The organism is Streptomyces griseoaurantiacus (genome assembly GCF_036189845.1).
GTDB classification, from domain to species: Bacteria; Actinomycetota; Actinomycetes; order Streptomycetales; family Streptomycetaceae; genus Streptomyces; species Streptomyces griseoaurantiacus.
This window is the reverse complement of the sequence record NZ_CP108326.1, coordinates 2,635,192-2,655,097: the sequence shown is the minus strand read 5'-3', so window position 1 is coordinate 2,655,097 and position 19,906 is coordinate 2,635,192. Positions and strand designations below refer to the sequence as shown.

22 protein-coding genes are annotated in these 19,906 nt (G+C 73.0%); 14 read left to right on the top strand and 8 right to left on the bottom strand.

The window, feature by feature from the left end; genetic code table 11:
* Together OHB09_RS11755 and OHB09_RS11750 are read left to right on the top strand one after the other, a co-directional pair.
* Positions 1-996 carry a hypothetical protein gene (locus OHB09_RS11755; protein ID WP_234527075.1) on the top strand — a complete coding sequence of 332 codons (996 nt, stop codon included), beginning with the start codon at positions 1-3 and terminating at the stop codon, positions 994-996.
* Complete coding sequence (locus OHB09_RS11750) at positions 993-1,856, top strand: DUF6339 family protein (protein WP_006140697.1); 864 nt, start codon at positions 993-995, stop codon at positions 1,854-1,856. The genes OHB09_RS11755 and OHB09_RS11750 overlap by 4 nt, the downstream gene beginning before the upstream one ends.
* A gap of 15 nt (positions 1,857-1,871) precedes the next feature.
* Here OHB09_RS11750 and OHB09_RS11745 read toward each other — a convergent pair whose 3' ends face one another.
* Genes OHB09_RS11745 through OHB09_RS11735 form a run of 3 tightly spaced genes read right to left on the bottom strand, consistent with a single transcriptional unit; the run spans position 1,872 to position 4,565 of the window.
* Complete coding sequence (locus OHB09_RS11745; RefSeq protein WP_319117237.1) at positions 1,872-3,152, bottom strand: DNA cytosine methyltransferase; 1,281 nt, start codon at positions 3,150-3,152, stop codon at positions 1,872-1,874.
* A gap of 11 nt (positions 3,153-3,163) precedes the next feature.
* Entirely contained in the window at positions 3,164-4,162 is a 999-nt protein-coding gene (locus OHB09_RS11740) for a DNA cytosine methyltransferase (RefSeq protein WP_328921943.1), read from the bottom strand.
* Positions 4,163-4,172: 10 nt separating this feature from the next.
* Positions 4,173-4,565 (bottom strand): very short patch repair endonuclease, encoded by a 393-nt coding sequence (locus OHB09_RS11735; protein WP_328921942.1) that lies wholly within the window; start codon positions 4,563-4,565, stop codon positions 4,173-4,175.
* Positions 4,566-5,150: 585 nt separating this feature from the next.
* Here OHB09_RS11735 and OHB09_RS11730 point away from each other — a divergent pair.
* The 3 genes from OHB09_RS11730 to OHB09_RS11720 all read left to right on the top strand — a co-directional run bounded on the left by OHB09_RS11730 (position 5,151) and on the right by OHB09_RS11720 (position 7,111).
* Entirely contained in the window at positions 5,151-5,699 is a 549-nt protein-coding gene (locus OHB09_RS11730; RefSeq protein ID WP_328921941.1) for a DUF3291 domain-containing protein, read from the top strand.
* Positions 5,700-5,870: 171 nt separating this feature from the next.
* Positions 5,871-6,503: a LysE family transporter gene (locus OHB09_RS11725; protein ID WP_328729295.1), complete on the top strand. Its 633-nt coding sequence runs from the start codon at positions 5,871-5,873 to the stop codon at positions 6,501-6,503.
* Between the two features lie 116 nt (positions 6,504-6,619).
* Positions 6,620-7,111 carry a cupin domain-containing protein gene (locus OHB09_RS11720; protein WP_319351068.1) on the top strand — a complete coding sequence of 164 codons (492 nt, stop codon included), beginning with the start codon at positions 6,620-6,622 and terminating at the stop codon, positions 7,109-7,111.
* Between the two features lie 109 nt (positions 7,112-7,220).
* Here OHB09_RS11720 and OHB09_RS11715 read toward each other — a convergent pair whose 3' ends face one another.
* Entirely contained in the window at positions 7,221-8,237 is a 1,017-nt protein-coding gene (locus OHB09_RS11715; protein ID WP_191853154.1) for a hypothetical protein, read from the bottom strand.
* Positions 8,238-8,348: 111 nt separating this feature from the next.
* The gene (locus OHB09_RS11710; RefSeq protein WP_093589077.1) at positions 8,349-9,758 is read right to left on the bottom strand and encodes an MFS transporter; all 1,410 of its coding nucleotides are present in this window, start codon (positions 9,756-9,758) and stop codon (positions 8,349-8,351) included.
* A gap of 151 nt (positions 9,759-9,909) precedes the next feature.
* On the opposite strand from OHB09_RS11710, the gene OHB09_RS11705 reads away from it, so the two are divergent.
* From OHB09_RS11705 to OHB09_RS11690, 4 genes are all read left to right on the top strand, one after another.
* Entirely contained in the window at positions 9,910-10,461 is a 552-nt protein-coding gene (locus OHB09_RS11705; RefSeq protein WP_191890091.1) for a winged helix-turn-helix transcriptional regulator, read from the top strand.
* Between the two features lie 43 nt (positions 10,462-10,504).
* Positions 10,505-10,822, top strand: coding sequence for a DUF6412 domain-containing protein (locus OHB09_RS11700; protein WP_191890092.1), 318 nt, complete (start codon positions 10,505-10,507; stop codon positions 10,820-10,822).
* A 211-nt stretch (positions 10,823-11,033) separates the two neighbouring features.
* Positions 11,034-11,780, top strand: coding sequence for a YidC/Oxa1 family membrane protein insertase (locus OHB09_RS11695; protein WP_191890137.1), 747 nt, complete (start codon positions 11,034-11,036; stop codon positions 11,778-11,780).
* A gap of 118 nt (positions 11,781-11,898) precedes the next feature.
* Positions 11,899-12,513 (top strand): Uma2 family endonuclease, encoded by a 615-nt coding sequence (locus tag OHB09_RS11690; RefSeq protein WP_191890093.1) that lies wholly within the window; start codon positions 11,899-11,901, stop codon positions 12,511-12,513.
* Here the strand turns inward: OHB09_RS11690 and OHB09_RS11685 are convergent.
* Positions 12,503-13,600 (bottom strand): Gfo/Idh/MocA family oxidoreductase, encoded by a 1,098-nt coding sequence (locus OHB09_RS11685; RefSeq protein ID WP_167795884.1) that lies wholly within the window; start codon positions 13,598-13,600, stop codon positions 12,503-12,505. The genes OHB09_RS11690 and OHB09_RS11685 overlap by 11 nt on opposite strands.
* Before the next feature lie 146 nt (positions 13,601-13,746).
* Between OHB09_RS11685 and OHB09_RS11680 the strand changes: the two genes are divergently transcribed.
* The 3 genes from OHB09_RS11680 (at position 13,747) to OHB09_RS11670 (ending at position 15,877) form a co-directional block, all read left to right on the top strand.
* Positions 13,747-14,526 carry an HAD-IIA family hydrolase gene (locus OHB09_RS11680; RefSeq protein ID WP_006140683.1) on the top strand — a complete coding sequence of 260 codons (780 nt, stop codon included), beginning with the start codon at positions 13,747-13,749 and terminating at the stop codon, positions 14,524-14,526.
* A 284-nt stretch (positions 14,527-14,810) separates the two neighbouring features.
* Entirely contained in the window at positions 14,811-15,203 is a 393-nt protein-coding gene (locus OHB09_RS11675) for a hypothetical protein (protein ID WP_319351070.1), read from the top strand.
* Positions 15,204-15,208: 5 nt separating this feature from the next.
* A complete protein-coding gene (locus tag OHB09_RS11670) occupies positions 15,209-15,877 on the top strand; it encodes a class F sortase (RefSeq protein WP_319351071.1) in 669 nt (222 codons plus the stop codon).
* Positions 15,878-16,084: 207 nt separating this feature from the next.
* On the opposite strand, the gene OHB09_RS11665 is transcribed toward OHB09_RS11670, so the two are convergent.
* Positions 16,085-17,071 (bottom strand): helix-turn-helix domain-containing protein, encoded by a 987-nt coding sequence (locus OHB09_RS11665; protein ID WP_328918919.1) that lies wholly within the window; start codon positions 17,069-17,071, stop codon positions 16,085-16,087.
* Positions 17,072-17,173: 102 nt separating this feature from the next.
* Here OHB09_RS11665 and OHB09_RS11660 point away from each other — a divergent pair, with 102 nt between their 5' ends.
* Entirely contained in the window at positions 17,174-18,193 is a 1,020-nt protein-coding gene (locus OHB09_RS11660) for an aldo/keto reductase (RefSeq protein ID WP_319351073.1), read from the top strand.
* Positions 18,194-18,296: 103 nt separating this feature from the next.
* Here OHB09_RS11660 and OHB09_RS11655 read toward each other — a convergent pair whose 3' ends face one another.
* Complete coding sequence (locus OHB09_RS11655) at positions 18,297-18,881, bottom strand: TetR/AcrR family transcriptional regulator (protein WP_328923009.1); 585 nt, start codon at positions 18,879-18,881, stop codon at positions 18,297-18,299.
* 96 nt (positions 18,882-18,977) lie between these two features.
* On the opposite strand from OHB09_RS11655, the gene OHB09_RS11650 reads away from it, so the two are divergent.
* Entirely contained in the window at positions 18,978-19,874 is an 897-nt protein-coding gene (locus tag OHB09_RS11650) for an NADP-dependent oxidoreductase (RefSeq protein WP_191890097.1), read from the top strand.
* Positions 19,875-19,906 lie beyond the last annotated feature (32 nt).

Sequence of the window (19,906 nt, the reverse complement as noted above, 5' to 3'; positions counted from 1 at the left end):
GTGAAGATCTACCCGTACAAGCGACTCAGCCGCCCGATCGCACTCAGGGTGACGTCGGTCTCGCTCACGCTGCCCGATCGCACCCGCGAACCGCTCGACACCAGCGCCTACTCCACTCAGGAACAGGCCGTCGCTCTCGGTGTCGCGGGCCACGCGGAATGGGTGAGTGCCACGATCGGCCTCTCGGCCACGCTGCCCCCCGGCGCCGACGCGCCGGACGCCGCCTGGACGGACCTGCGTGTCCTCGCCGTGCTGACCGACGGGGAGACCAACGTCCGCACCTCGACGGTTCTCACGAGGGACACGGAGAACGGCCGTGACTGGTCGGGCTCCCTGGACGTGCTGCGCGACGACCACCTGAGTCGTGCCTCCGTCAGCGCCTACGCCGTCGGGAAGGTCGATGGGGTCCCGGGACGGTCGATCACCGAGACCGATCGGAGCTGGGTCGTCGACACCGTGTCCGACGAGCCCGTCAGGGGCCTGCGACTGGACGTCCTGAAGGCCTCGTTCAGCAAGAGCTCCAGGGAATGGTTGCGCGCCTACGCCGATGCGCCCTGGCTCGTGGACACCACGGCACGAGTCCCCACCGTGTACGTCAACACCGATATCGACGGCATCGTCGGCCTGTTGGACAGCAATGGGTCCGGCGTGGAGAGCAAGGTGCGTGACCTCCTCGTCGCCCAGATGTCCACGGACGTGTGGACGGCGGTGTTCCACGGCGCCATCGGCGATCTGGAGGTGGAACCCGGCGGGGGCCCGGTCTTCCCGACCGACTGGCAGGGCGAGGTGCTGCGGGAGATGCTCCCGGACGTCGTCCCCGGCGTGCATGTGGAGGAGGCCCTGCGCCAGGTCCACCACCGGCGTACCGGTGACTCGGGCTGGGGCGAGCTGCAGACGCGCATCCATTACGCGGCGGTCCGGCGTGCCGATGCCGCCAAGGCGGTGGGCTTCATGATCCGCAGCCTGGAACGGACGAAGAGGGAGAGCGAGACGTGATCACCCAGCCTCACCACATGCCGGAGCGTCTGGCATTGCTCTCCAACTCGGCTGCGGATCCTTTCCTCACCGAGGGTCTGCTCAGGGGGGATGAGGTCCACAGCGGCATCGACCTCGCCAAGGTCGTCGAGCCTCTGCCCGAGGACGACGCCAGATGGTCGGTCGAGCCGATCCGCAGTCTGGTGGACGACGCCATGTTCGCCTTCGACGAGGAGCGCACCCGAGCCGATGCCTGGCTCGCGCCCCGACTCCACGCCACGCTGCGTCTCACGCGGCAGGAAGCGGCGGACAGGCGGCTGTGGAACCACTTGGCGCTGGCGGTCGCCCCTGACTATGTCGTGTGGCGACACCTGGCGGAGCCGTCCCGGGGTGTAGCTGCGGCGCGCTTCCAGGGGCCCGCGGACCGACAGTGCTTCTCCCGCCTGTGGTGGGCGGCCGAACTGTTCCGGGACGGACCGGACTACCAGCCGGTCGAAGTCGCCTGCGGCAATCAGGATCTGATCCACACCGTGCTCCGGAAGGACCTGATCGACCACCGCCCCACGGCCCAGGCGTTGGTCCGTCTCCTGAAGAACGGGAAGGTCACCACGGGACGGGAGATCAACGGGCTGAGCGTCGCCATCAACGCGGCCGGAGCGACCGTGATCTACGATGCCTTCGCACCCGACGGGTCCCGGGACCCCGCCTGCTTGCGGGACTGGATCGAGGAGGCGCAGACGGCGCCACCGGTGTCGCGGCACGTCCTTCCCGACGGGCCCGACGAAGACCCCGTTCCGGAGGAGTCCGTGACAGCCCTCACCGACTACTTCACGGAGCTGTTCGAGACGGCCCCGGTCAGGGGCCGGAACAAGGAGGACTGATACGGCGGCGTCGAACTACTCGGGCCGTGGGCAGCGGGCGGTGCAGTCGTCCGCCGCCCCGCAGCCCTGGCTCCGAAGCTTGGCCCGTTGCTCCTCCGTGGCCGGTATCCACGGCTCCCGCATCGTCTCCGGGTGCGGCGCGGGCAGGCCGAGCGCCGCGCTCAGGAGATGTGCCCCGAAGAGGGGCGGCACGGCGTTGCCCACCTGTTGGGCCTGTGCGGTGCCCGACCACGGGTAGTCCGGCGGAAAGCTCTGCAGCATCCCCGCCTCGTTCATGCTGAACCTCGGACCTTCGCAGACGGTGTCGAGGTGGTGGTCGCCGACAGGTTCGAAGACCACGAAGCGCGAGATGCGACCGGTGACCGTGGTAGCGGGCTGGCGGTCGGTCCGTACGCCGCGTCGTCCAGGAACTCCGGAGCTGCCGTAGTTCGACCGGACCAGGAACGGCGTCCTGCGCTCGGTGAGGACATCCCCCATCGACACCCAAGGGGCCGGCTCGTCCCCCTCCGTGCGCTGTGAGGGGGTTTCTGTGCTGTCGGCCTCGTCAAGGGTGGCCTGCACCGGGTTGCCGACGTTCGTCCGGTTCCATCCCTTGGTCTCGTAGGCACGGTGGCTCGCTTCGGGCAGCGAGGGCGCGCCGAGCCCCGCCCGACGGGCGATCAGCACGGCTCGGGACCGGGTCTGCGGCACTCCGTAGGTCTCGGTATTGAGGACGTCGACGACGACCTCGTACTTGGTTCCGTCGGGGAGGCCGATCTCTTGCAGGACTTCGGCGTAGCGGTCCCAGAGCGCCCTCACAGCGGGGACCTGTTCCAGGACTATGACGTCGTACGGTCGGCGCCCTCGGTTCGGGCTCCGGGTGGCCTGGATCGCGTAGCGGAGCGGTTCGAGCACCAACGCCGTGCGCGGATCGCTGAGGTTCCCCAATCTCTTGTCGATCTCCTCGTCGGAGTCACCCGCCATGAGTCGGTTGATGAACTCCTTGACCTCTTCCAGAGCCTTGCGTCCCGCGCCCTTCCCGGCCACCGAGTACGTCTGGCACGGCGGACCGCCGGCGAGCACGTTGATCTCCGGCGGAAGCGACTCGAAGGACTCCCTGCGGACCGCGCTCACGTCGGCGTGCAGGGTGTCCAGGCCGGCCGCGTAACGCGTCAGGCACGCGCTCTTGTCCCACTCGATCCCCAGACTCGGGATCCCCAGCCTGTGACAGGCGGAGTCCAACCCACCGGGACCGGCGAAGAGGTCCAGGACAAAGGGTTTGTCGAGGATGGACTGGTGGGGTGGCGTGCTGGTCATGTCGCGGAAGTCTAGCCGGCAGCGGGAGCCACCGGATCCCCGAGCAGAGCTCTGGCGACGGTCCGACCCAGCGCCTGGCCGACGGGTGGCGGTGTCGCGTGGCCGATCTGGCGGTACCGGGCCGTCTTCCGGCCCGTGACCTCCCAGGACTCGGGAAACCCTTGGATGAGCGCCGCCTGCTCGACTGTGATCTTCACCATGTTCTCCCTGCCCAGCAGGGGGTCCCACACGAAGTCGGGGCCGGGAACCGCGTCGCCCACCGTGTGGCCGTTGACGCCCATGGACGCCCACTTCCGTTTGGCGCCGGTCGGCCCGAGGTCGGCACCACCTCGGTTCTTCGAGCCTCCGACCAGTGTCGGAGCCGGCTGGTCCGCCTGGGCGGCCCACCGGGCGGCGTCCGGCCAACCGCGTGCCGCCATGGACACCTCCAGGGCGGCACCGACCGTCTGTGGCCGCGTCACCGTGGGGGCCGGCGGTCGGTAGGCCCCGGCACAACTCCGTTCGACGGCAACCAGGACACCCTGCTTCCGGTTCTGCGGCACCCCGAAGGCCACGGCGTTCACGACGAACCAGCTGAACTCATAACCCAGGTGGGCAAGTTCGGCACGGGCGAAGTCACGGAAGGACTGATACCTGTCCGAGTGGGCGAGGTCGGGAACGTTTTCGATGATCACCGCCCGTGGTCTGATGGCGTGTACCAAGTGGACCGCAGCCCTCAAGAGGCGTTCCTCCTCCCCGGACTCCGCCCGCTTGGCGGTCGCACTCGATTTCACCCGCGGCAGACCTGCCGAGAGGAGATCCACGTCATAGCTCTCAGGGTGATCGATCGGGTTGAAGTCGATCAGGTCCGTGTGGAGCACGTTCCACTGCGGTCGGTTGGCCCGCAGGGTCGTGACGGCGTCCTCGTCGTCGTCCAGGAGCAGGCGGGGTTCGAACCCCGCCTGCTCCAAGCCGAGTGCGAGTCCGCCCGCCCCTGAGCACACGTCCACGAATGTCGGCCGTCCCCCCACGCTTCCTGCCCTACTTTCCCGCCCGCTCCGCCAGGCGTTGTCGCACGACCGCTTTCACCCGAGTTGCCACGTCTTTCGGATCCTCATGCTCCCAGAACCGCAGCACCGTCCACCCGATAGCGGTCAGATGCTCCGTCGTCTCTCGGTCACGAGCCATGTTTCGATCCAGCTTGTTGCGCCACCACTCGGCGTTGGCCTTCGGGTGCGTGGCGTGCTGGGGGCACCCGTGCCAGAAGCACCCGTCGATCAGAACTGCCACCCGGGCGCGAGTGAACGCCACGTCGATGCGCCGTCGCGCCATCCCCGGCACCGGGTACTCCACGCGGTAGCGCAGTCCGGCCTCGTGCAGCAGGCGTCGAACGGCCAGCTCGGCGCTCGTGTTCTTGCTGGCCTGGCGTGACATGCGTGCCGAAACGCCGGGGGAGGAGGGCCTCACATCGTCCAATGCTGTCGCGTCTCCGGAACGTAAGTCGTCTCGGTCGGTGAAGGCTGATCCTGCCGGCTACCTGCGTCGACTGACACATTCGTCCGTCGACGAAACCGTCGTCGTGTACCGGTTCGCGGCGGCAGACGTCCATCGTGGTGGGCGGTACGCCCTTCGTAGAGGCAGCGAATGGACCGATCGCCCCGGGAGAGGGGGCGGTCGTGGAATCGACGACGGTTTCGGCGCGCGCAGTGATCAGGCGCCTCTTCTCGCTCATCCTTCGCATCAGGGCATGGGGCGTGGTGGGAGGAACTGCGAGATCACCATGCGGGCATCCGCCGCTGCCCCACGGCGAAAGGCCATTTGGACGGTCGAAACGCAACTTGGACAGGGTCCGCACCGACAACTAGCCTCACCTGGCCCTCGGCGTTGCCCGCAGTCCTGCGGAGTCGCGTCGAACAGTCAGTCGTGAGGGGAGGACGAGGGCGCGCTGCGCGGACGCCCGCCCCCATGCACGCTCCACCGAAGAAGGGGTGCCCTCGGCCCCCGACCAGGGAGACACCCATGCCTCACCTCGCGCTCTACACCTTCGGCGTGCTCAAGGCGCCCCTTGCCGATTCCGGGGGGCTCACGCGGGAGTTCTACGAGGCGGGGGAGGCCGTATATCGGGAGGTGCGGGGGGCTCCCGGGTATCTCGGGGATGCCGTGGCGGAGGATGCCGGGCGGGGCGGGTTGTTCGGGGCGGACTGGGGGGTGTGGGGGGAGTTCGTCGTGCCGGGGTGGTACGGCAAGGGGCGAACGGCGGAGACCACCGCGCTGGCCGCGACCCTCTCGCTCTGGACCGGTCCGGGGCCGGCCTTCGAGGCGGTCTACACCGGGGTGCACCGTGGGGCGCTCGGCAGGCGGTACGACTGGTTCGAGAGGACGGGACATCCGGGCCACGCGTGCTGGTGGGTGCCGGAGGGGGCGATACCCGTCTGGCGGGACGGGGTCACGAGGCTGGAGCACCTGCACGAGCACGGTCCCGCGCCGCACGCCTTCACCTTCCACGACTCCTTCGCTCCGGACGGCACCGCGGTCGAGGGTGTGTCGACGTCGGGGCATCGCCGGTGAGGGTTCGGGGTGGCGCGGCTCCGAAATTCCGTTGCCGGGGTGGGGTGGCCCGCTGGAGTATCCGGGCATGACCTCGACTGGCGTTCGCCCGCTGCCCATGACCACCTCCGCCGTCGCGGGGCGCGGTCAGCAGCAGGGCCGTCCCCGGCGGAGGTCGATGCCGTCGCGCGCGTGAGCGCGGCCCTGGTCGCGGGGCTCCTCGCCGGTTATGGCATCGCCATGCCGGTGGGAGCGGTGGCGACCTGGCTGGTCGGGCTCACCGCGCGCACCTCCCCGCGGGTCGGCGTCTTCGCCGCGCTGGGGGTGGCGACGGCCGACGGGCTCTACGCGCTGGTCTCGGTGGTGGGAGGCGCCTCGCTCGCGCCCCTGATCGCCCCGATCGCGACCCCCTTGCGCTGGGTTTCGGCCGCCGTGCTCCTCGTGCTGGCGTGCCGGGGCGCCGCCGCGGCCCTCGCCGGGTACCGCAAGGGGCTCACCGGGGGCGGAAGTCAGCGGGAACCGGCGACTTCCGGGCGGGCGTACGTCGGGTTCCTCGGGGTCACGCTCCTGAACCCGGTGACCGTCGTCTACTTCACGGCGCTGGTGCTCGCCGCGCCCGGCGGTGCCGTGTCGCGAGGGTGGGAGAAGGCCGGGTTCGTCCTCGCGGCCTTCGTGGCGTCCGCGAGCTGGCAGTTGCTGCTCGTCGGCGGGGGTGCGCTGCTGGGGCGGGCGCTCACCGGGCCGCGCGGACGCCTGTGCACCGCCCTGGTCTCCAGCGCCGTCGTCCTGGGGCTGGCGGTCCGTTCGGTGCTTCCCGCGCCGTGAGGGGTGATCATGGCCGGTTGCGGTCCCTCGGTCTGCCGCCGCGCGGTTCCCCGAGTGATGATTGAACGGTCAACCATAAGAGGTCGGGGCGGCCGCCGACGAGCAGGGAGACCCGCATGAGCATGCCTCTGGTGCGCAATCCGGGCGAGGGCACCACCTACACGTACTACGACACCGTGCAGGAACAGGTCGTGTCGCACACCGAGACGGGTGGCGCCGTGACCGTGGCGCGGCTGGTGATGCGGCAGCAGGACGCGCCGCCCCTGCACAGCCACAGCCGGGAGGACGAGAGCTGGGTCGTCCTCGCCGGCCGGGTGCGGTTCTGGGTCGGCTCGACCTCGCTCGACGAGTGCGAGGTCCACGAGGCCGAGGAGGGGGCCTACGTCTTCGGGCCCCGGTTCGTGCCCCACACCTTCCAGCCGATCACCGAGACGGCGCAGGTGCTGGTCATCAACAACCCCGGCGCCGTCGAGGAGTACTTCCGGTCCGTCGGTGCCGCCGACGGGCGCCACGACGAGGACCACGTGGACGTGCTGACCCGGTACGGGCTGACGCTGTTCGGCCCGCCGCCCGTGCCGAAGGGCGACCCCCGGCACCCGGAGCGGTGACCGGCACCCGGAGCGGTGACCGGCAATCGGTGACCGGCAATCGGGGACCGGTGCGCCAACTGGTGAGCGGCGATCGGTGACCGGCCGGCCCGCCGCCCGCCCGCTGCCGCTACGCCTCGCCCCCGTGGCACGTCTCGTACGGCGCGTCCGAGCCGCACCAGCAGGCCGTGCCGTGCTGCGGGGGCCACTGCCGCGCCCGGCCGCGCGCCGCCAGGGTCGTCGCGTACTGGGGGAGCAGGGCCGGGTCCGAGGGGGAGGACGCCTCGGAGGCGGCGAAGGCCTCGTAGGAGGGGACCGTGCCGGTGACGATGCCCAGGTTGGGGGTGCCGGAGGCGGCGAGTTCGCGCAGCGAGCGCTCGGTCGTCGCCAGGTGCTCCTCGTGCGAGGGGTACTCCGTCTCCAGCGTCGGGTAGGCCGCGAGGAGTTCGGTCAGTTCCTCCTTCGGCCAGTGCAGCACCGCCACCGGGAACGGGCGGGACAGCGCCTGGCGGAACGCGCCCAGCTCCGCGCGCAGCCGGGAGATCTCCGCCTGCAGCTCCGCCGGGTTGTCCGAGCCGAGGGACCAGACCCGCTTGGGGTCGTGCAACTCGTCGAGGGAGACGGGGAGGTTGTGCAGGGTGTCCGCCAGCAGGTCCCAGTCGTCGTGCGCCGCGCCCAGCATGCGGCGCACCCGGTGGCGGCCGAAGAGGAGGGCGTGCGTGGACTGCGGCGGCTGCGCCTCGCCCGCGATCAGCAGTGTGGCGCCCTCGCTGAACGTCTCCTGGGCCGCCTGAAGTTCGTCGTGCTGCTCCAGGGCCTCCGCGACGATCACCCAGGCGGCGGGGTCGCGCGGGCCGGCCGCGCGGACGCCGTCGATGATGGCGCGGGCCTCGGCCTCGTGGCCGTACTCCCACAGGTTCGACGCCTTCAGGGCGCGCACGAGGTGGGGGTTCTCCAGGGGGTGGGAGGAGGCGAGCAGGCGGTCGTAGAGCGCGGTGGCGGCGGGGCGGTCGCCGGACAACTCCCGGTGGGCCGCGGCCTGCAGCAGCAGGGCCTCGGCGTCCTCGGGGTACAGGCCGGCGGTCCGCTCCAGGCGGGCCGCCTCCGTGGGGTGGTCGACGTTTTCGGCAGGCGTGTCGGGGCGCATGCGGAACACGGTACTGCCGGTCGCCGACATTGGGAGAGGGGCGGTGGGGGTTCGTCCCCGCCGCCCCGGGACCCTTTCGGGCTCGCACCGGGCGGTCCACTGCCGGGCGGTCTACTTCAGCGCCGCCACCGTCACCGCGCCCGCGCCCGCCAGGGCGATCGAGACCAGCATCGCCACGTTCGCCCCATGGGACAGCGAGCCGGAGGAGGTGACCAGGGCGATGGTCAGGGCGACGCCCGCGCAGGAACCTATGTAGCGGAAGGTCTGCTGGGCGCCGGAACCCATGGCCGCGCGCTCCGGGGGGACGGAGTCGACCGAGACCAGGGGGAGCGCGGCGTTGAGGAGGCCGCTGCCCACGCCGCTCACCACGAGGCCGGGCAGCAGACGGTGCCAGGAACCCGCGCCGAACGCGCCCAGCATCGTCAGGACGCCGATCGCGTGCAGAAGGAAGCCGAGGGCGAGCTGGTGGCGGGCTGCGACCCGGCCCGCGAGCCGCTTCGCCTGGAGCGCCACCGCGAAGGACAGCCCTGACCAGAGCAGGACCAGCCACGCCGAGTCCAGCACCGACAGGCCCATGCCGCCCTGGAGCAACGCGGGCAGGTAGCTGAACATGCCGATCACCGACAGGCCCGTGAACAGCCCGGCCGCCGACGAGCCGAGGAAGCGCGGCCGGCGCAGCAGCGACAGGTCGATCATCGGCTTGCGGGAGCGGTGTTCGATCAGCGCGAAGCCGGCGAGCAGTACGACGGTCGCGGCCAGCAGCAGCCACACCGGCGCGCGCAGCCAGCCTTCGCGGCCCAGGGTGAGGGCGGCGACCAGGGCGACCAGGGCGAGGCTGAAGACGGCGGCGCCGGCAAGGTCCGGGCGGCCGCCGCGCGGGGCCCGGGACTCGGTGAGGATGCGGGTGCCGAGGGCGGCGATCAGCAGCGCGACGGCGCCGAGGACGCCGTAGACGAGCCGCCAGCCGGGCAGCGCGCCGGCGAGCAGCGGGCCGAGCGCGATGCCGCCGCTGACGAACGCGCCCCACACGCCCGTCGCGTGCAGCCGTTCGCGCGCGGTCGGGAAGGCGTGCACGAGGAGGCCGAGGCTGCTGGCGAGGAGGGCGGCGCTGGCCGCGCCCTGGGCCACCCGGGCCAGCGTGAACAGCCAGGTGGAACCGGCGAGCGCGCCGAGCACGGTGGTGATGCCGAGGGCCAAGGTGCCGGCCAGGAAGACCCGGCGGCGGCCGTAGTCGTCGGCCAGGCTGCCCGCGACCAGCAGCAGCGCGGCGAGGCCGAGCGGGGTGCCGTTGAGCAGCCACGCCTGTGCCGACAGGGGGGTGTGCAGGGCGGCGGCGGTGCCGGGCAGCGTCACCATCGGCACGGTGTAGGTCATCAACGCGACGGCGGTGGCCGCGCTGGTCACGGCCAGCGTGGCGGCCGGACGCGGGGGCGCGGGAGCCGGGGGAGCCGAGGGGGTGTGACGGACGGCGGTGGGCGCCGATTCCACCGCGCCGGACGCGGAGTGGTCCAACTGTGGCATGACGGCCTGTCCTTCGTTGCGAGGGTCGTGGGCTCGGCGCACTCACGCGGCGATGGGTGAGTTCGATGACCGAACCTTCGATGTCCGCGACCCTAACACGGGTTGGTTCGTTCATCGAACCAAGGAAGGGAAAAGTGGTTACAGTGGAGTCATGGCACTGGGCAAGGACTACGCGACGCAGGACTGCTCCATCGCCGGGGCGCTCGAGGTCGTCGGCGAGCGGTGGACGCTGCTGCTCGTGCGCGACGCGTTCTACGGCGTGCGGCGGTACAACGACTTCCTCGTCCACCTCGGCATCCCGCGGGCCGTCCTCGCCACGCGACTGCAGACACTCACCGCCCACGGCATCCTCGAGAAGCGGCGCTACCAGCAGTCGCCGCCGCGCGAGGAGTACGTGCTCACCGAAGCCGGCCTCGCGCTGTGGCCCGTGGTGCGGTCGCTCGGCCTGTGGGGACGGCAGCACGTCACGCTGAGCCAGCGGCGGATCATGCGGCACGCCGTGTGCGGCACCGACCAGGAGCTCGGCCCCTACGGCGAGTGCCCCGCCTGCGGGATCGTCGTCCCGGTCGGGGACGTCGTGATGCTCCCCGGACCCGGCCTGGACCCGAACCCCGACAATCCGGTCAGCCGCGCCCTGCTCGCCCCCCGGCGGCTCCTGGAACCCCTCATCACGGAGCCCGCGACGGCCGGCGATCGGGTATAACGGCAACCGGAACACGTGAGCGAACGGGAGAGGGAGGGGCCTCGTGGTGACTCGCACCCCGGCGCGTCCGCGGCCCTCCACCGTGCTGCTGTTCCTCGTGCTCCTCCAGATCGCCGTGCTCGACGCCGGCGGTCTGTCCGCCGGCATCGCTTTCGCCGCCACCGCCACCGCGGTCGGCGCCGCCCTCCTCGCCTGCGCGGTCCTCACCGCGCGCTGCGCGCCCGCCGTGCCGCCCACCCGGGTGCGCACCGCGCTGCGCGACCGCGCGCGCCGCACGGCGTTCCTGCCGCAACGGGACCCCGACGCCGCCGGGCGCACCCGGCCCCGGGCCCCCGGACACGCCCTCCCGGCGACCGTGTAGGGAGTCCCGAGCCCGCCCCGGCACCTGGTGCCCGGGTCCGCCGTGCCCCCACGCGGGTCGTCATGCCGACACGCACGTCACATCCGGCACGACGAGAGCCCCGGAGGGTTCCCCCATGTCCGCGGTCACATCCCTGGCCCCTGCCGCATCCCCCGTCCCTGTCCCGTCCGGTTCCGGGTCCGCCGTCCTGGCGGGCCCCCTGTCCGGCCCCCTGTCCGTCGTCGCGGAGGTCGTCGAGAACTTCGCCGACCTGCTCCAGCCGCTGTTCCACGGGTCGGCCGCGGCCGCCGCCGTCGTCCTTTTCACCGCGCTCGTACGACTCCTCGTCCACCCGCTGTCCCGGGCCGCCGCACGCGGGCAGAAGGCCGGGGCCGCGCTGCGGCCGCGCATCGCCGAACTGCGCGAGCGGCACCGCGACGACCCGAGGAAGTTGCAGGAGGCGGTGCTCGAACTGCACGCCCGCGAACGGGTCTCACCGCTCGGCGGCTGCCTGCCCAGCCTGCTCCAGGCGCCCGCCTTCCTCCTCCTCTACCACCTGTTCTCCAGCTCCTCCCTCGGCGACGGCCCGAACGGACTGCTGCACCACCGGCTGCTGGCCGCCCCGCTCGGCGGACGCTGGGCCGACGCCCTCGGACACGGCGGGCCCTTCGGGGCGCAGGGACTCGTGTACCTCGCGCTGTTCGCCCTCGTCGGCGTGGTCGCCACGTTCAGCTGCCGACGCACCAGGCGCGGCATGGCGGCGGCCGCGCCCGCCGGGGCCGGCCCCGGCGCCGGACCGGCGGCCGGCGCGCTCGGCGCGGTGACCCGGGTGACGCCCTTCCTGCCCTACTTCACCCTCGTCACCGTCGCCCTCGTCCCGCTGGCCGCCGCGCTGTACGTGGTGACCAGCGCGGCCTGGACGGCGGCGGAACGGGCGGTGCTGTACCGGGAGGCGTCGGGGGAGCCGTCCCGGGTCTGAGCGGACGAGGAGCGGGACGTCGGGTCGTGGGACGCGGCCCGGCGTGACCTGGGCGCCGAGCGTATCGTTGTACCGCGCGACTGCCCGCGTTCCCGCGGGAGCGGGGAGGAGCGCCACAGTGACTGTTCTCGATGACAGGACTGCGATGGCCGAGCAGAGCGACGAGCGCACGCTGGACATGATGTTCGAGTGGCTCGAGCCGACCCCCGAGGGATACAAGGTCGAGATCGTCCGGGGGGCCGTCCACATGTCGCCGCAGCGGGACAACCACTGGGACATCATCCTGGACATCGTCGAGCAGTTGCGGGCGCGGTATCCGCGGCAGCGCGTGAAGTCCGACGTCCGGATCGACTATCCCGGCCGTCTCAACGGCTTCGCCTCCGACGTCGTCGCCCTCAAGGACGGTGCGGTCAAGGACGGCAAGGGGCGCTGGCGCCACCAGGACGTCGAGTTCGTGGCAGAGGTCATCTCCAAGGACACGGCGGCCAATGACTACGGCCCCAAGCGGGAGACGTACGCGGTGGCCGGCGTGCCGGTGTACCTGATCGTCGATCCGTACACCGGCGAGTGGCACCTGCATACGCTGCCCAAGGACGGCGAGTACCGCGCGAGCCTGACCTCCGACTTCGGCGACCCGGTCGACCTGACCCGGACACCGGTCGGCATCAAACTCACGACGGACGACTTCCTCCGCGAAGGCGGGGAGGGCGGGGAAGCCGCGCCTACAGCGTGACCGTGACGCCCTCGCGGGCCGAGCGGCGGGCGGCTTCGAGGACGTCCAGGGCGGCGGCGGCCTCCAGGGCGGTGACCGGGTTGTCGCCGGTACCGGTGAGGGCGGCGGCGACCGCCGCGTAGTAGGCCGGGTAGTCGCCCGGGAGCGTCGGTTCGGGACGGCCGCCGCCGGTCGCCGGGGACTCCCCGCTGCCGACGCGGCCCCACGCCTCCTCGGGTTCCGTGCCCCAGGGCTCGTCCGTCGCGCCGGGGCGGGCGCCCTCGCGCAGGGCCGCCTCCTGGGGGTCCAGGCCGTACTTGACGTAGCCGGCCTTCGAGCCGAGGACGCGGAAGCGGGGGCCGAGCTGCGGGGTGGTGGCGGAGACGTAGAGGTGGGAGCGGACGCCGCCGGTGTGCGTGAGCGCGATGAACGTGTCGTCGTCGGCCTGCGCGCCCTCGCGGCGGACGTCCGACTCGGCGTAGACCGTGGCGGCGGGGCCGAACAGCCGCAGGGCCTGGTCGACGACGTGGCTGCCGAGGTCGTAGAGCAGGCCGCCGATCTCCGCCGGGTCGCCGGACTCGCGCCAGCCGCCCTTGAGGCCGGGGCGCCAGCGTTCGAAGCGGGACTCGAAGCGGGTGATCTCGCCGAGGGTGCCCTCGGCGAGGAGCTTGGCAAGGGTGAGGAAGTCGTTGTCCCAGCGGCGGTTCTGGAAGACGGAGAGCAGCAGACCGCGCTCCTCCGCGAGCGCCGCCAGGGCGCGGGCCTCGGCGGCCGTGCCCGCGACCGGCTTGTCGACGACCACGGGGAGACCGGCGTTCAGGGCGGCGGTCGCCAGCGGGACGTGGGTGCGGTTGGGGGAGGCGATCACGACGAGATCGAGCTCCCCGGCGCGGGACCACAGCGCGTCGGGGGTGTCGGCGAAGCGCAGGGAGTCGCCGTGCTCGGCGCGGGCCTGCTCCCGGCGCTCGGGGTCGCGGGTGACCACCGTGTCCAGGACGAGGCCGGGGGTGGCGGCGACGAGGGGGGCGTGGAAGACGGAGCCGGCCAGGCCGTAGCCGATGAGGGCGGTGCGCAGGGGGCGCGGGGATGCGTCGGTCGTGCGGGTCATGGGGTCACCTTGGCAGACGGGAACGCCGGACCGGGGGCCCGGGGGTCCGGGGGTCCGGGGCGGGCCCCGGGCCCCCGGGAGAACGCGATCGATACGCTGGGGGTACGTGGTCGGGGCGAGACGGCCGGAAAGCGGGAGATTCGGACATGGCAGAGCGCAAGCCCATCGAGTCGTGGCTCACCGACATGGACGGGGTGCTCATCCACGAGGGAGTGCCGATCCCCGGGGCCGACGCCTTCGTGAAGAAGCTGCGGGAGTCCGGGCGGCCCTTCCTCGTGCTCACCAACAACTCCATCTACACCCCCCGCGACCTGCACGCCCGCCTGCGGCGCATGGGGCTGGACGTCCCGCTGGAGAACATCTGGACCTCCGCCCTGGCCACCGCCAAGTTCCTCGACGACCAGCGGCCGGGCGGCACGGCGTACGTCGTCGGCGAGGCGGGCCTGACCACCGCACTGCACGACATCGGATACGTCCTCACCGACCACGAGCCCGACTACGTCGTCCTCGGCGAGACCCGCACGTACTCCTTCGAGGCCATGACCAAGGCGGTCCGCCTCATCAACGACGGCGCCCGCTTCATCTGCACCAACCCCGACGAGACCGGCCCCTCCGCCGAGGGCCCGCTGCCCGCGACCGGAGCCGTGGCCGCGCTGATCACCAAGGCCACCGGGAAGAGCCCGTACTTCGCGGGCAAGCCCAACCCGCTCATGATGCGCACCGGGCTGAACGCCATCGGCGCGCACTCCGAGTCCAGCGCCATGATCGGCGACCGGATGGACACCGACGTGCTCGCCGGCATCGAGGCCGGGATGCGGACGTTCCTGGTGCTCACCGGGCTGACCCGGCCGCACCAGGTCGAGGACTACCCGTACCGGCCCTCGCAGATCGTCGACTCGATCGCGGACCTGGTCGACTGGATCTGACGCGCGCCGGACCGTACGGACCGCGCCGGACCGTACGGACCGCGCCGGACCGTACGGACCGCGCCGGACCGTCCGGACCGTGATGGACCGTCCGGACCGCGATGGTCCGCGTCAGACTGTCGGACCGCGCCGGACTGCCGGACCGTGACGGAGCGCGCCGGGCACTGCGGCCGGTGGTTCCGAGGCGGTAAACCTCGCCTCACTCGTTCGGCGTAGAGGTACCGGTCTCCGGATGCGGGGCGGGAGGCGGCGGGGGAATCTCCAGGTGTGTCTGGAGGTTCACGATGAGTTCGGTTTCGGTCGCTGTGCGTGCCGGGGTGCTGGTGGCCGGCACGGTCGCCCTCGTGGCGGGGCCGGTGGCCCCGGCCGCGTACGGTGCCGCGGTCGGCGGGGGCGCCCGTTCCCTCGCCCCCGCCGCCCGCCCCGCCGATCCTGCCGCCGGTGCCGCGGCTCCCGGTCCCGCGGCTCCCGGTTTCGCCCCCGCTCCGGCCTCGCCCGTCGCCCCCGTGCCCGCCGGTGGCGGCTACGCGGCGCACGTCGCCGACTCCCGGTCCGCGCCCCGGACCGGCGAGACCGGACCCACCGGCCGGCAGCTCCTGGCCGGACTGCTCCTCGCCGGGGTCGCCCTGGTCTCGGCGGTGCTGGCGGCGCGGGTCCGCCGGCCCGGCAGGGACTGAGTGCCGTGCGCGCACGCCGTGGACGTTCCCCGGGCGCCGGGCGGGTCGTCACCGGGGTGACCTGGGCGCTCGCGCTCCTCGGGCTGTGGCTGTGGGGGCAGACCCTGACCGACCTCCGGCTCGGCGTGTCGGCGCCGACCACCGGTGACGTCGCCGCGGTCGGCCGGCCTGCCGACGTCCGCCTGCCGTCCCCCGCCCGCCCGCTGACCGGGGCGGCCCCCCGGCGGCTGGACATCCCCGCGCTGGACGTCACCGCCCCGGTCGTGCCGCGCGGGCTGGACGGGCAGGGGGCCATCGAGCCGCCGCCCTTCACCCGGCCCGGCGAGGTCGGCTGGTACGAGGACGGGGTGCGGCCCGGCGCCGTCGGGACCGCGCTGATCGTGGGCCACGTCGACACCGAGACGCGGCCGGCCGTCTTCTACCGGCTGAGCACCCTGCGGCCCGGGCAGCGGATCCGGGTCGTGCGGGAGGACGACCGGGTCGCCGAGTTCACCGTCGAGGGCGTCCAGGTGCTGGCCCGCGACCACTTCGACGCCCGCGCGGCGTACGGGCCGCGCAGGGCGGGCCGCGCCGAGCTGCGGCTGATCACCTGCGGCGGCACGTACGACGAGGCGAGCCGCACGTACACGGCCAACGTGGTGGTGTCGGCGTACCTCACGGGAATCGTCACCTGAGGAGCCCACCGGCCGACGGGACACCCCCTCGGCCGGGACACCTTTCCACCGGGGCACCTCTCCTGCGGGACGCTTTCTCGGCCGGGGCGCCTTCTCGGCCGGAACACCCTCTCCGGCGGGGCGCCCTCTCGGCCGGGACACCCCCCTCGGCCGGGGCACCTCTCCGGCGGACACCCCCTCGGCCGGAACACCCTCTCCGGCGGGGCGTCAGCCGGCCGGGTGCTCGCGGTGGAGCGCCGTCTCGTCGCCGCCCGGGCCGACCGCCGCACCGTCCACCTGGGCCCCGGTCCCGGTCCCGGTCCCGGTCCCGGCCCCGGTGCCGTGCCCGCCGACGGTCCCGCGGTCCGTCTGCTCCGCGTCCTGCGTCGCCGCCCACGTACCGAGCAGCCGCAGCGCCTGCGCCGAGGGCGAGTCCGGCTCCGCCGCGTAGGCGTACAGCCAGCGCTCCCCGTCCTGCAGCCGCATGGCCTCCACGTGCAGGACCAGCTCGCCCACGACGGGGTGCCGCAGCCGCTTGGTGCCCCGGCAGCGCACGTCCACCTCGTGCCCGGCCCACCAGCCGCGGAACTCCGCGCTCGCGACGGACAGTTCGCCGACCAGGTGGTGCATCCTCGGATCGCGCGGATAACGGCCCGCGGCCTCCCGCAGTACCCCCACGCTCACCCGCGCGACCATCTCCCACTCGACGAGCAGCTCCCGCGCCGACGGGTCCAGGAACAGCCAGCGCAGATGGCTGGACGTCGCCGAGGGCATCGGTTCGAGCCCCACCAGCAGCGCCCGCCCCATGCGGTTCATGGCGTGCACGTCCCCGAAGGAGTCGACGACCATCGCGGGCGTCGGCATGCCGTCCAGCACCAGCCGCATGCCCTCGTCCAGGGGCGGCAGCCGGGGCGCCTCCGGCGCGGGCGGGGCGACGGCCGACCGTACGAGATGGTGCAGGTGCAGCCGCTCGACCTCGGTCAGCCGCAGCGCCCGGGCCAGCGCGTCGAGCACCTGCTCGGAGGGCTGCAGCCGGCGGCGCCCCTGCTCCAGACGGGAGTAGTAGTCGACGCTCACCCCGGCCAGCATCGCGACCTCCTCGCGCCGCAGCCCCGGCACCCGGCGCCGCCCGCCCGTCTCGATGCCCACGTCCTCGGGCCGCACCCTTGCCCGCCGGGTACGCAGGAACTCCCGCAGCTCACCGTTGTTCGCCATGCCCCCACGGTACGGTCCGGGCGCGGCGGGAAGGGTGGGTCTGTCAGACCGAGGTTGCGGCCGCCACTGGTCCCGGCGGCGACCGCGACCGAGGGTCGAGGCATGAACCAGAGCAGCCAGAGCAGCCAGAGCAGCGAGAGCAGCGAGAGCAACCAGCGTGCACAGAGCAGGCAGAACGACCCGACCGGCCCGGTCACCCCGACCGGGCCGGTCACCCCGACCGGCCCGGTCGGCCCGATCAGTCAGACCGCCCCCCTCGGCGACCGCACCGTGCGGCGCATCGGCTTCGGTGCGATGCAGCTCGCGGGCCCCTGGGTCTTCGGCCCGCCCAAGGACCCCGAGGCGGCCCGCGCCGTGCTGCGCCGCGCAGTCGAGCTCGGCGTCAACCACATCGACACCGCGCAGGTCTACGGCCCCGACGTCGTCAACGAACTCCTCGCCGAGGTGCTGCGCCCCTACCCCGAGGACCTCGTCATCGCCACGAAGGTCGGCGGGGCCCGGGACGCGGAGGGCGGCTGGGTGAAGGCATCCCGCCCGGAGCAGCTCCGGTGGACCGTCGAGCAGGACCTGCGCACCCTGCGGGCCGAGCGGCTCGACCTGGTGAACCTGCGGCTCGGCGTCGGCGGCGGACCGGAACCCGTGCCGCTCGCCGAACAGCTCGGCACCCTGACCGAGCTGCGCGAGGAGGGCAAGCTCGACCTCATCGGCCTCTCCACCGTCTCCGCCGGTGACCTCGAGACCGCGCTCGCGATCACCCCGATCGCCGAGGTGCAGAACGCGTACGGCATCGCCAACCGCACCGACGAGGCCGTCCTCGACCTGTGCCGCGCGCACGGCATCGCCTTCGTGCCCTACTACCCGCTCGGTTCGGCGTTCACGGGCGGCCCGCAGGCGCTCGCCGCCGACCCGGCGGTCGCGGGGGTGGCCACCCGGCACGGGGTCACGCCCTCGCAGGTCGCGCTCGCCTGGCTGCTCGCCCACTACGACCGCATGCTGCTCATCCCCGGCACCGGCTCGGTGGCCCACCTGGAGGAGAACCTCGCGGTCGACGGCATCCGGCTGGACGCCACGGACCTCGCGGAGCTGGAGGAGGTCACCCACGTGAGCGCCCCGGGCTTCTGACCCGGACGGCCCCCGCCTCGGACGGCCCTCGCCCCGGACGCCCCCCCGCCTCGGACGGCCCCCGCCCCGGTGGGGCGCCGCCCCGGCGGAGCGGCCGGCCCCTTCAGGCCGGCCGCTCCGCCCCGGCCCGCCAGGCCGCCTCGATCAGCGTGAAGACCTCGTCCACCGCGGCCTCCGGATCCTCCGCCTCCCGCGCCAGCGACTGCGCGTCGACCACGAACCACGCGAGCGCCCGGAGGGACGTCTCCGAGTGGGACAGGCCGGGATCGGCGAGGAGGGCCGCCGTCAGCGACCGGGCGTAACGCAGCTTCATCGCCTGCTCGTACGCGCGCAGGGCGGGCGAGTCGTCGATCATGCGCCACACGGGCGCGGCTCCGGCCCCGGTGCAGTGCCGCACCAGCGCGTGCACCTCCCGGCGCAGCGCCGGGAGCGCCGGCTCGCCGGGCGTGCGCTCGGTGACCGCCCGGGTGAGGCGCCGTTCGAAGTCCTCCTCCTGTTCGAAGACCAGCGCCTCCTTCGAGGCGAAGTGGGAGAAGAGCGTGGTCACGGCCACGTCGGCCTCGGCGGCCACGTCCCGGATTCCCACCGCGTCGTACCCGTGCTCCATGAAGAGGCGCAGCGCGGTGTCCGCGATCTTCTGGCGGGTCGCGGCCTTCTTGCGCTCCCGGCGTCCGGTCGGGGTCGGCACTGCGGTCATGACGAGATGCTATCAGCTACGAAAGGCTAACCGTTCTGTCTCAACAACGGTTTCAAAACACTAACCGTTAGTGTTAGCTTCGGCCGCATGAGAAAAGTGAGCTTCAGTGAGTACGGCGGTCCGGAGGTCCTGCGGCTCGTGGACGCCGAGGAGCCCCACGCGGGGCCGGGGCGGATACGTGTCGCGGTGCGCGCGGCGGGGGTCAACCCCGTCGACTGGCGGATCAGGGAAGGGCAGTTCCGTGACCGGCGTCCGCTCGACCTGCCCGCCGGGACCGGGTTCGACGCCGCGGGCGTGGTGGACGAGGTCGGAGAGGGGCTCGAGGGCGAGGTGGCGGTGGGCGACCGCGTGTTCGGCCTCGGAACGGAGACGTACGCGGAGTTCGCGGTGCTCTCGCACTGGGCCCGCATGCCCGAGGGGCTGACGTTCGAGGAGGCCGCCGGGTACCCCTCCGTGACGGAGACCGCCCTGCGCATCCTCCGGCAGGTGGGCGTGCGGTCCGGGCAGACGCTGCTGGTCAGCGGCGCGGCCGGGGGAGTCGGGTCGGCCGTGGTGCAGATCGCCCGCGACCGGGGCGTCGCGGTGATCGGCACGGCCTCGGCCGCCAACCAGGAGTATCTGCGAGGGCTGGGCGCCCTGGCGACGACGTACGGAGAGGGGTGGGTCGAGCGGGTGCGGCGGCTCGGCGAGGTCGACGCGGCGCTCGACCTGGCGGGCTCCGGCGTGCTGCGCGAACTCGTCGCCCTGACCGGGGATCCGGACAAGGTGATCACCATCTCCGACCTCGGGGCGGCGGAGGCGGGGGTGCGGTTCTCCGGCGAGGAGGAGAACCCGCGCCAGGCGCTGGCCGAGGCCGCCGACCTCGTCGCGCGGGGGCGGCTTCGCATCCCGGTCGAGAAGGTCTACACGCTCGACGAGGCGGCGGCCGCCCAGGCCGACAGCAGGGCCGGCCACACCCGCGGCCGCCGGGTCGTCCGCGTCTGACCTGCCCGTTCGTCGGCCCGTCGGCCCCCGTT

Coding starts and splice junctions, on each gene's coding strand:
- OHB09_RS11665 (WP_328918919.1), bottom strand. CDS start 17,071: ATGGCGAACAACGGTGAGCTGCGGGAGTTCCTGCGTACCCGGCGGGCA.
- OHB09_RS11710 (WP_093589077.1), bottom strand. CDS start 9,758: ATGCCACAGTTGGACCACTCCGCGTCCGGCGCGGTGGAATCGGCGCCC.
- OHB09_RS11735 (WP_328921942.1), bottom strand. CDS start 4,565: ATGTCACGCCAGGCCAGCAAGAACACGAGCGCCGAGCTGGCCGTTCGA.
- OHB09_RS11705 (WP_191890091.1), top strand. CDS start 9,910: ATGGCACTGGGCAAGGACTACGCGACGCAGGACTGCTCCATCGCCGGG.
- OHB09_RS11720 (WP_319351068.1), top strand. CDS start 6,620: ATGAGCATGCCTCTGGTGCGCAATCCGGGCGAGGGCACCACCTACACG.
- OHB09_RS11650 (WP_191890097.1), top strand. CDS start 18,978: ATGAGAAAAGTGAGCTTCAGTGAGTACGGCGGTCCGGAGGTCCTGCGG.
- OHB09_RS11675 (WP_319351070.1), top strand. CDS start 14,811: ATGAGTTCGGTTTCGGTCGCTGTGCGTGCCGGGGTGCTGGTGGCCGGC.
- OHB09_RS11660 (WP_319351073.1), top strand. CDS start 17,174: ATGAACCAGAGCAGCCAGAGCAGCCAGAGCAGCGAGAGCAGCGAGAGC.
- OHB09_RS11680 (WP_006140683.1), top strand. CDS start 13,747: ATGGCAGAGCGCAAGCCCATCGAGTCGTGGCTCACCGACATGGACGGG.
- OHB09_RS11715 (WP_191853154.1), bottom strand. CDS start 8,237: ATGCGCCCCGACACGCCTGCCGAAAACGTCGACCACCCCACGGAGGCG.
- OHB09_RS11685 (WP_167795884.1), bottom strand. CDS start 13,600: ATGACCCGCACGACCGACGCATCCCCGCGCCCCCTGCGCACCGCCCTC.
- OHB09_RS11730 (WP_328921941.1), top strand. CDS start 5,151: ATGCCTCACCTCGCGCTCTACACCTTCGGCGTGCTCAAGGCGCCCCTT.
- OHB09_RS11745 (WP_319117237.1), bottom strand. CDS start 3,152: ATGACCAGCACGCCACCCCACCAGTCCATCCTCGACAAACCCTTTGTC.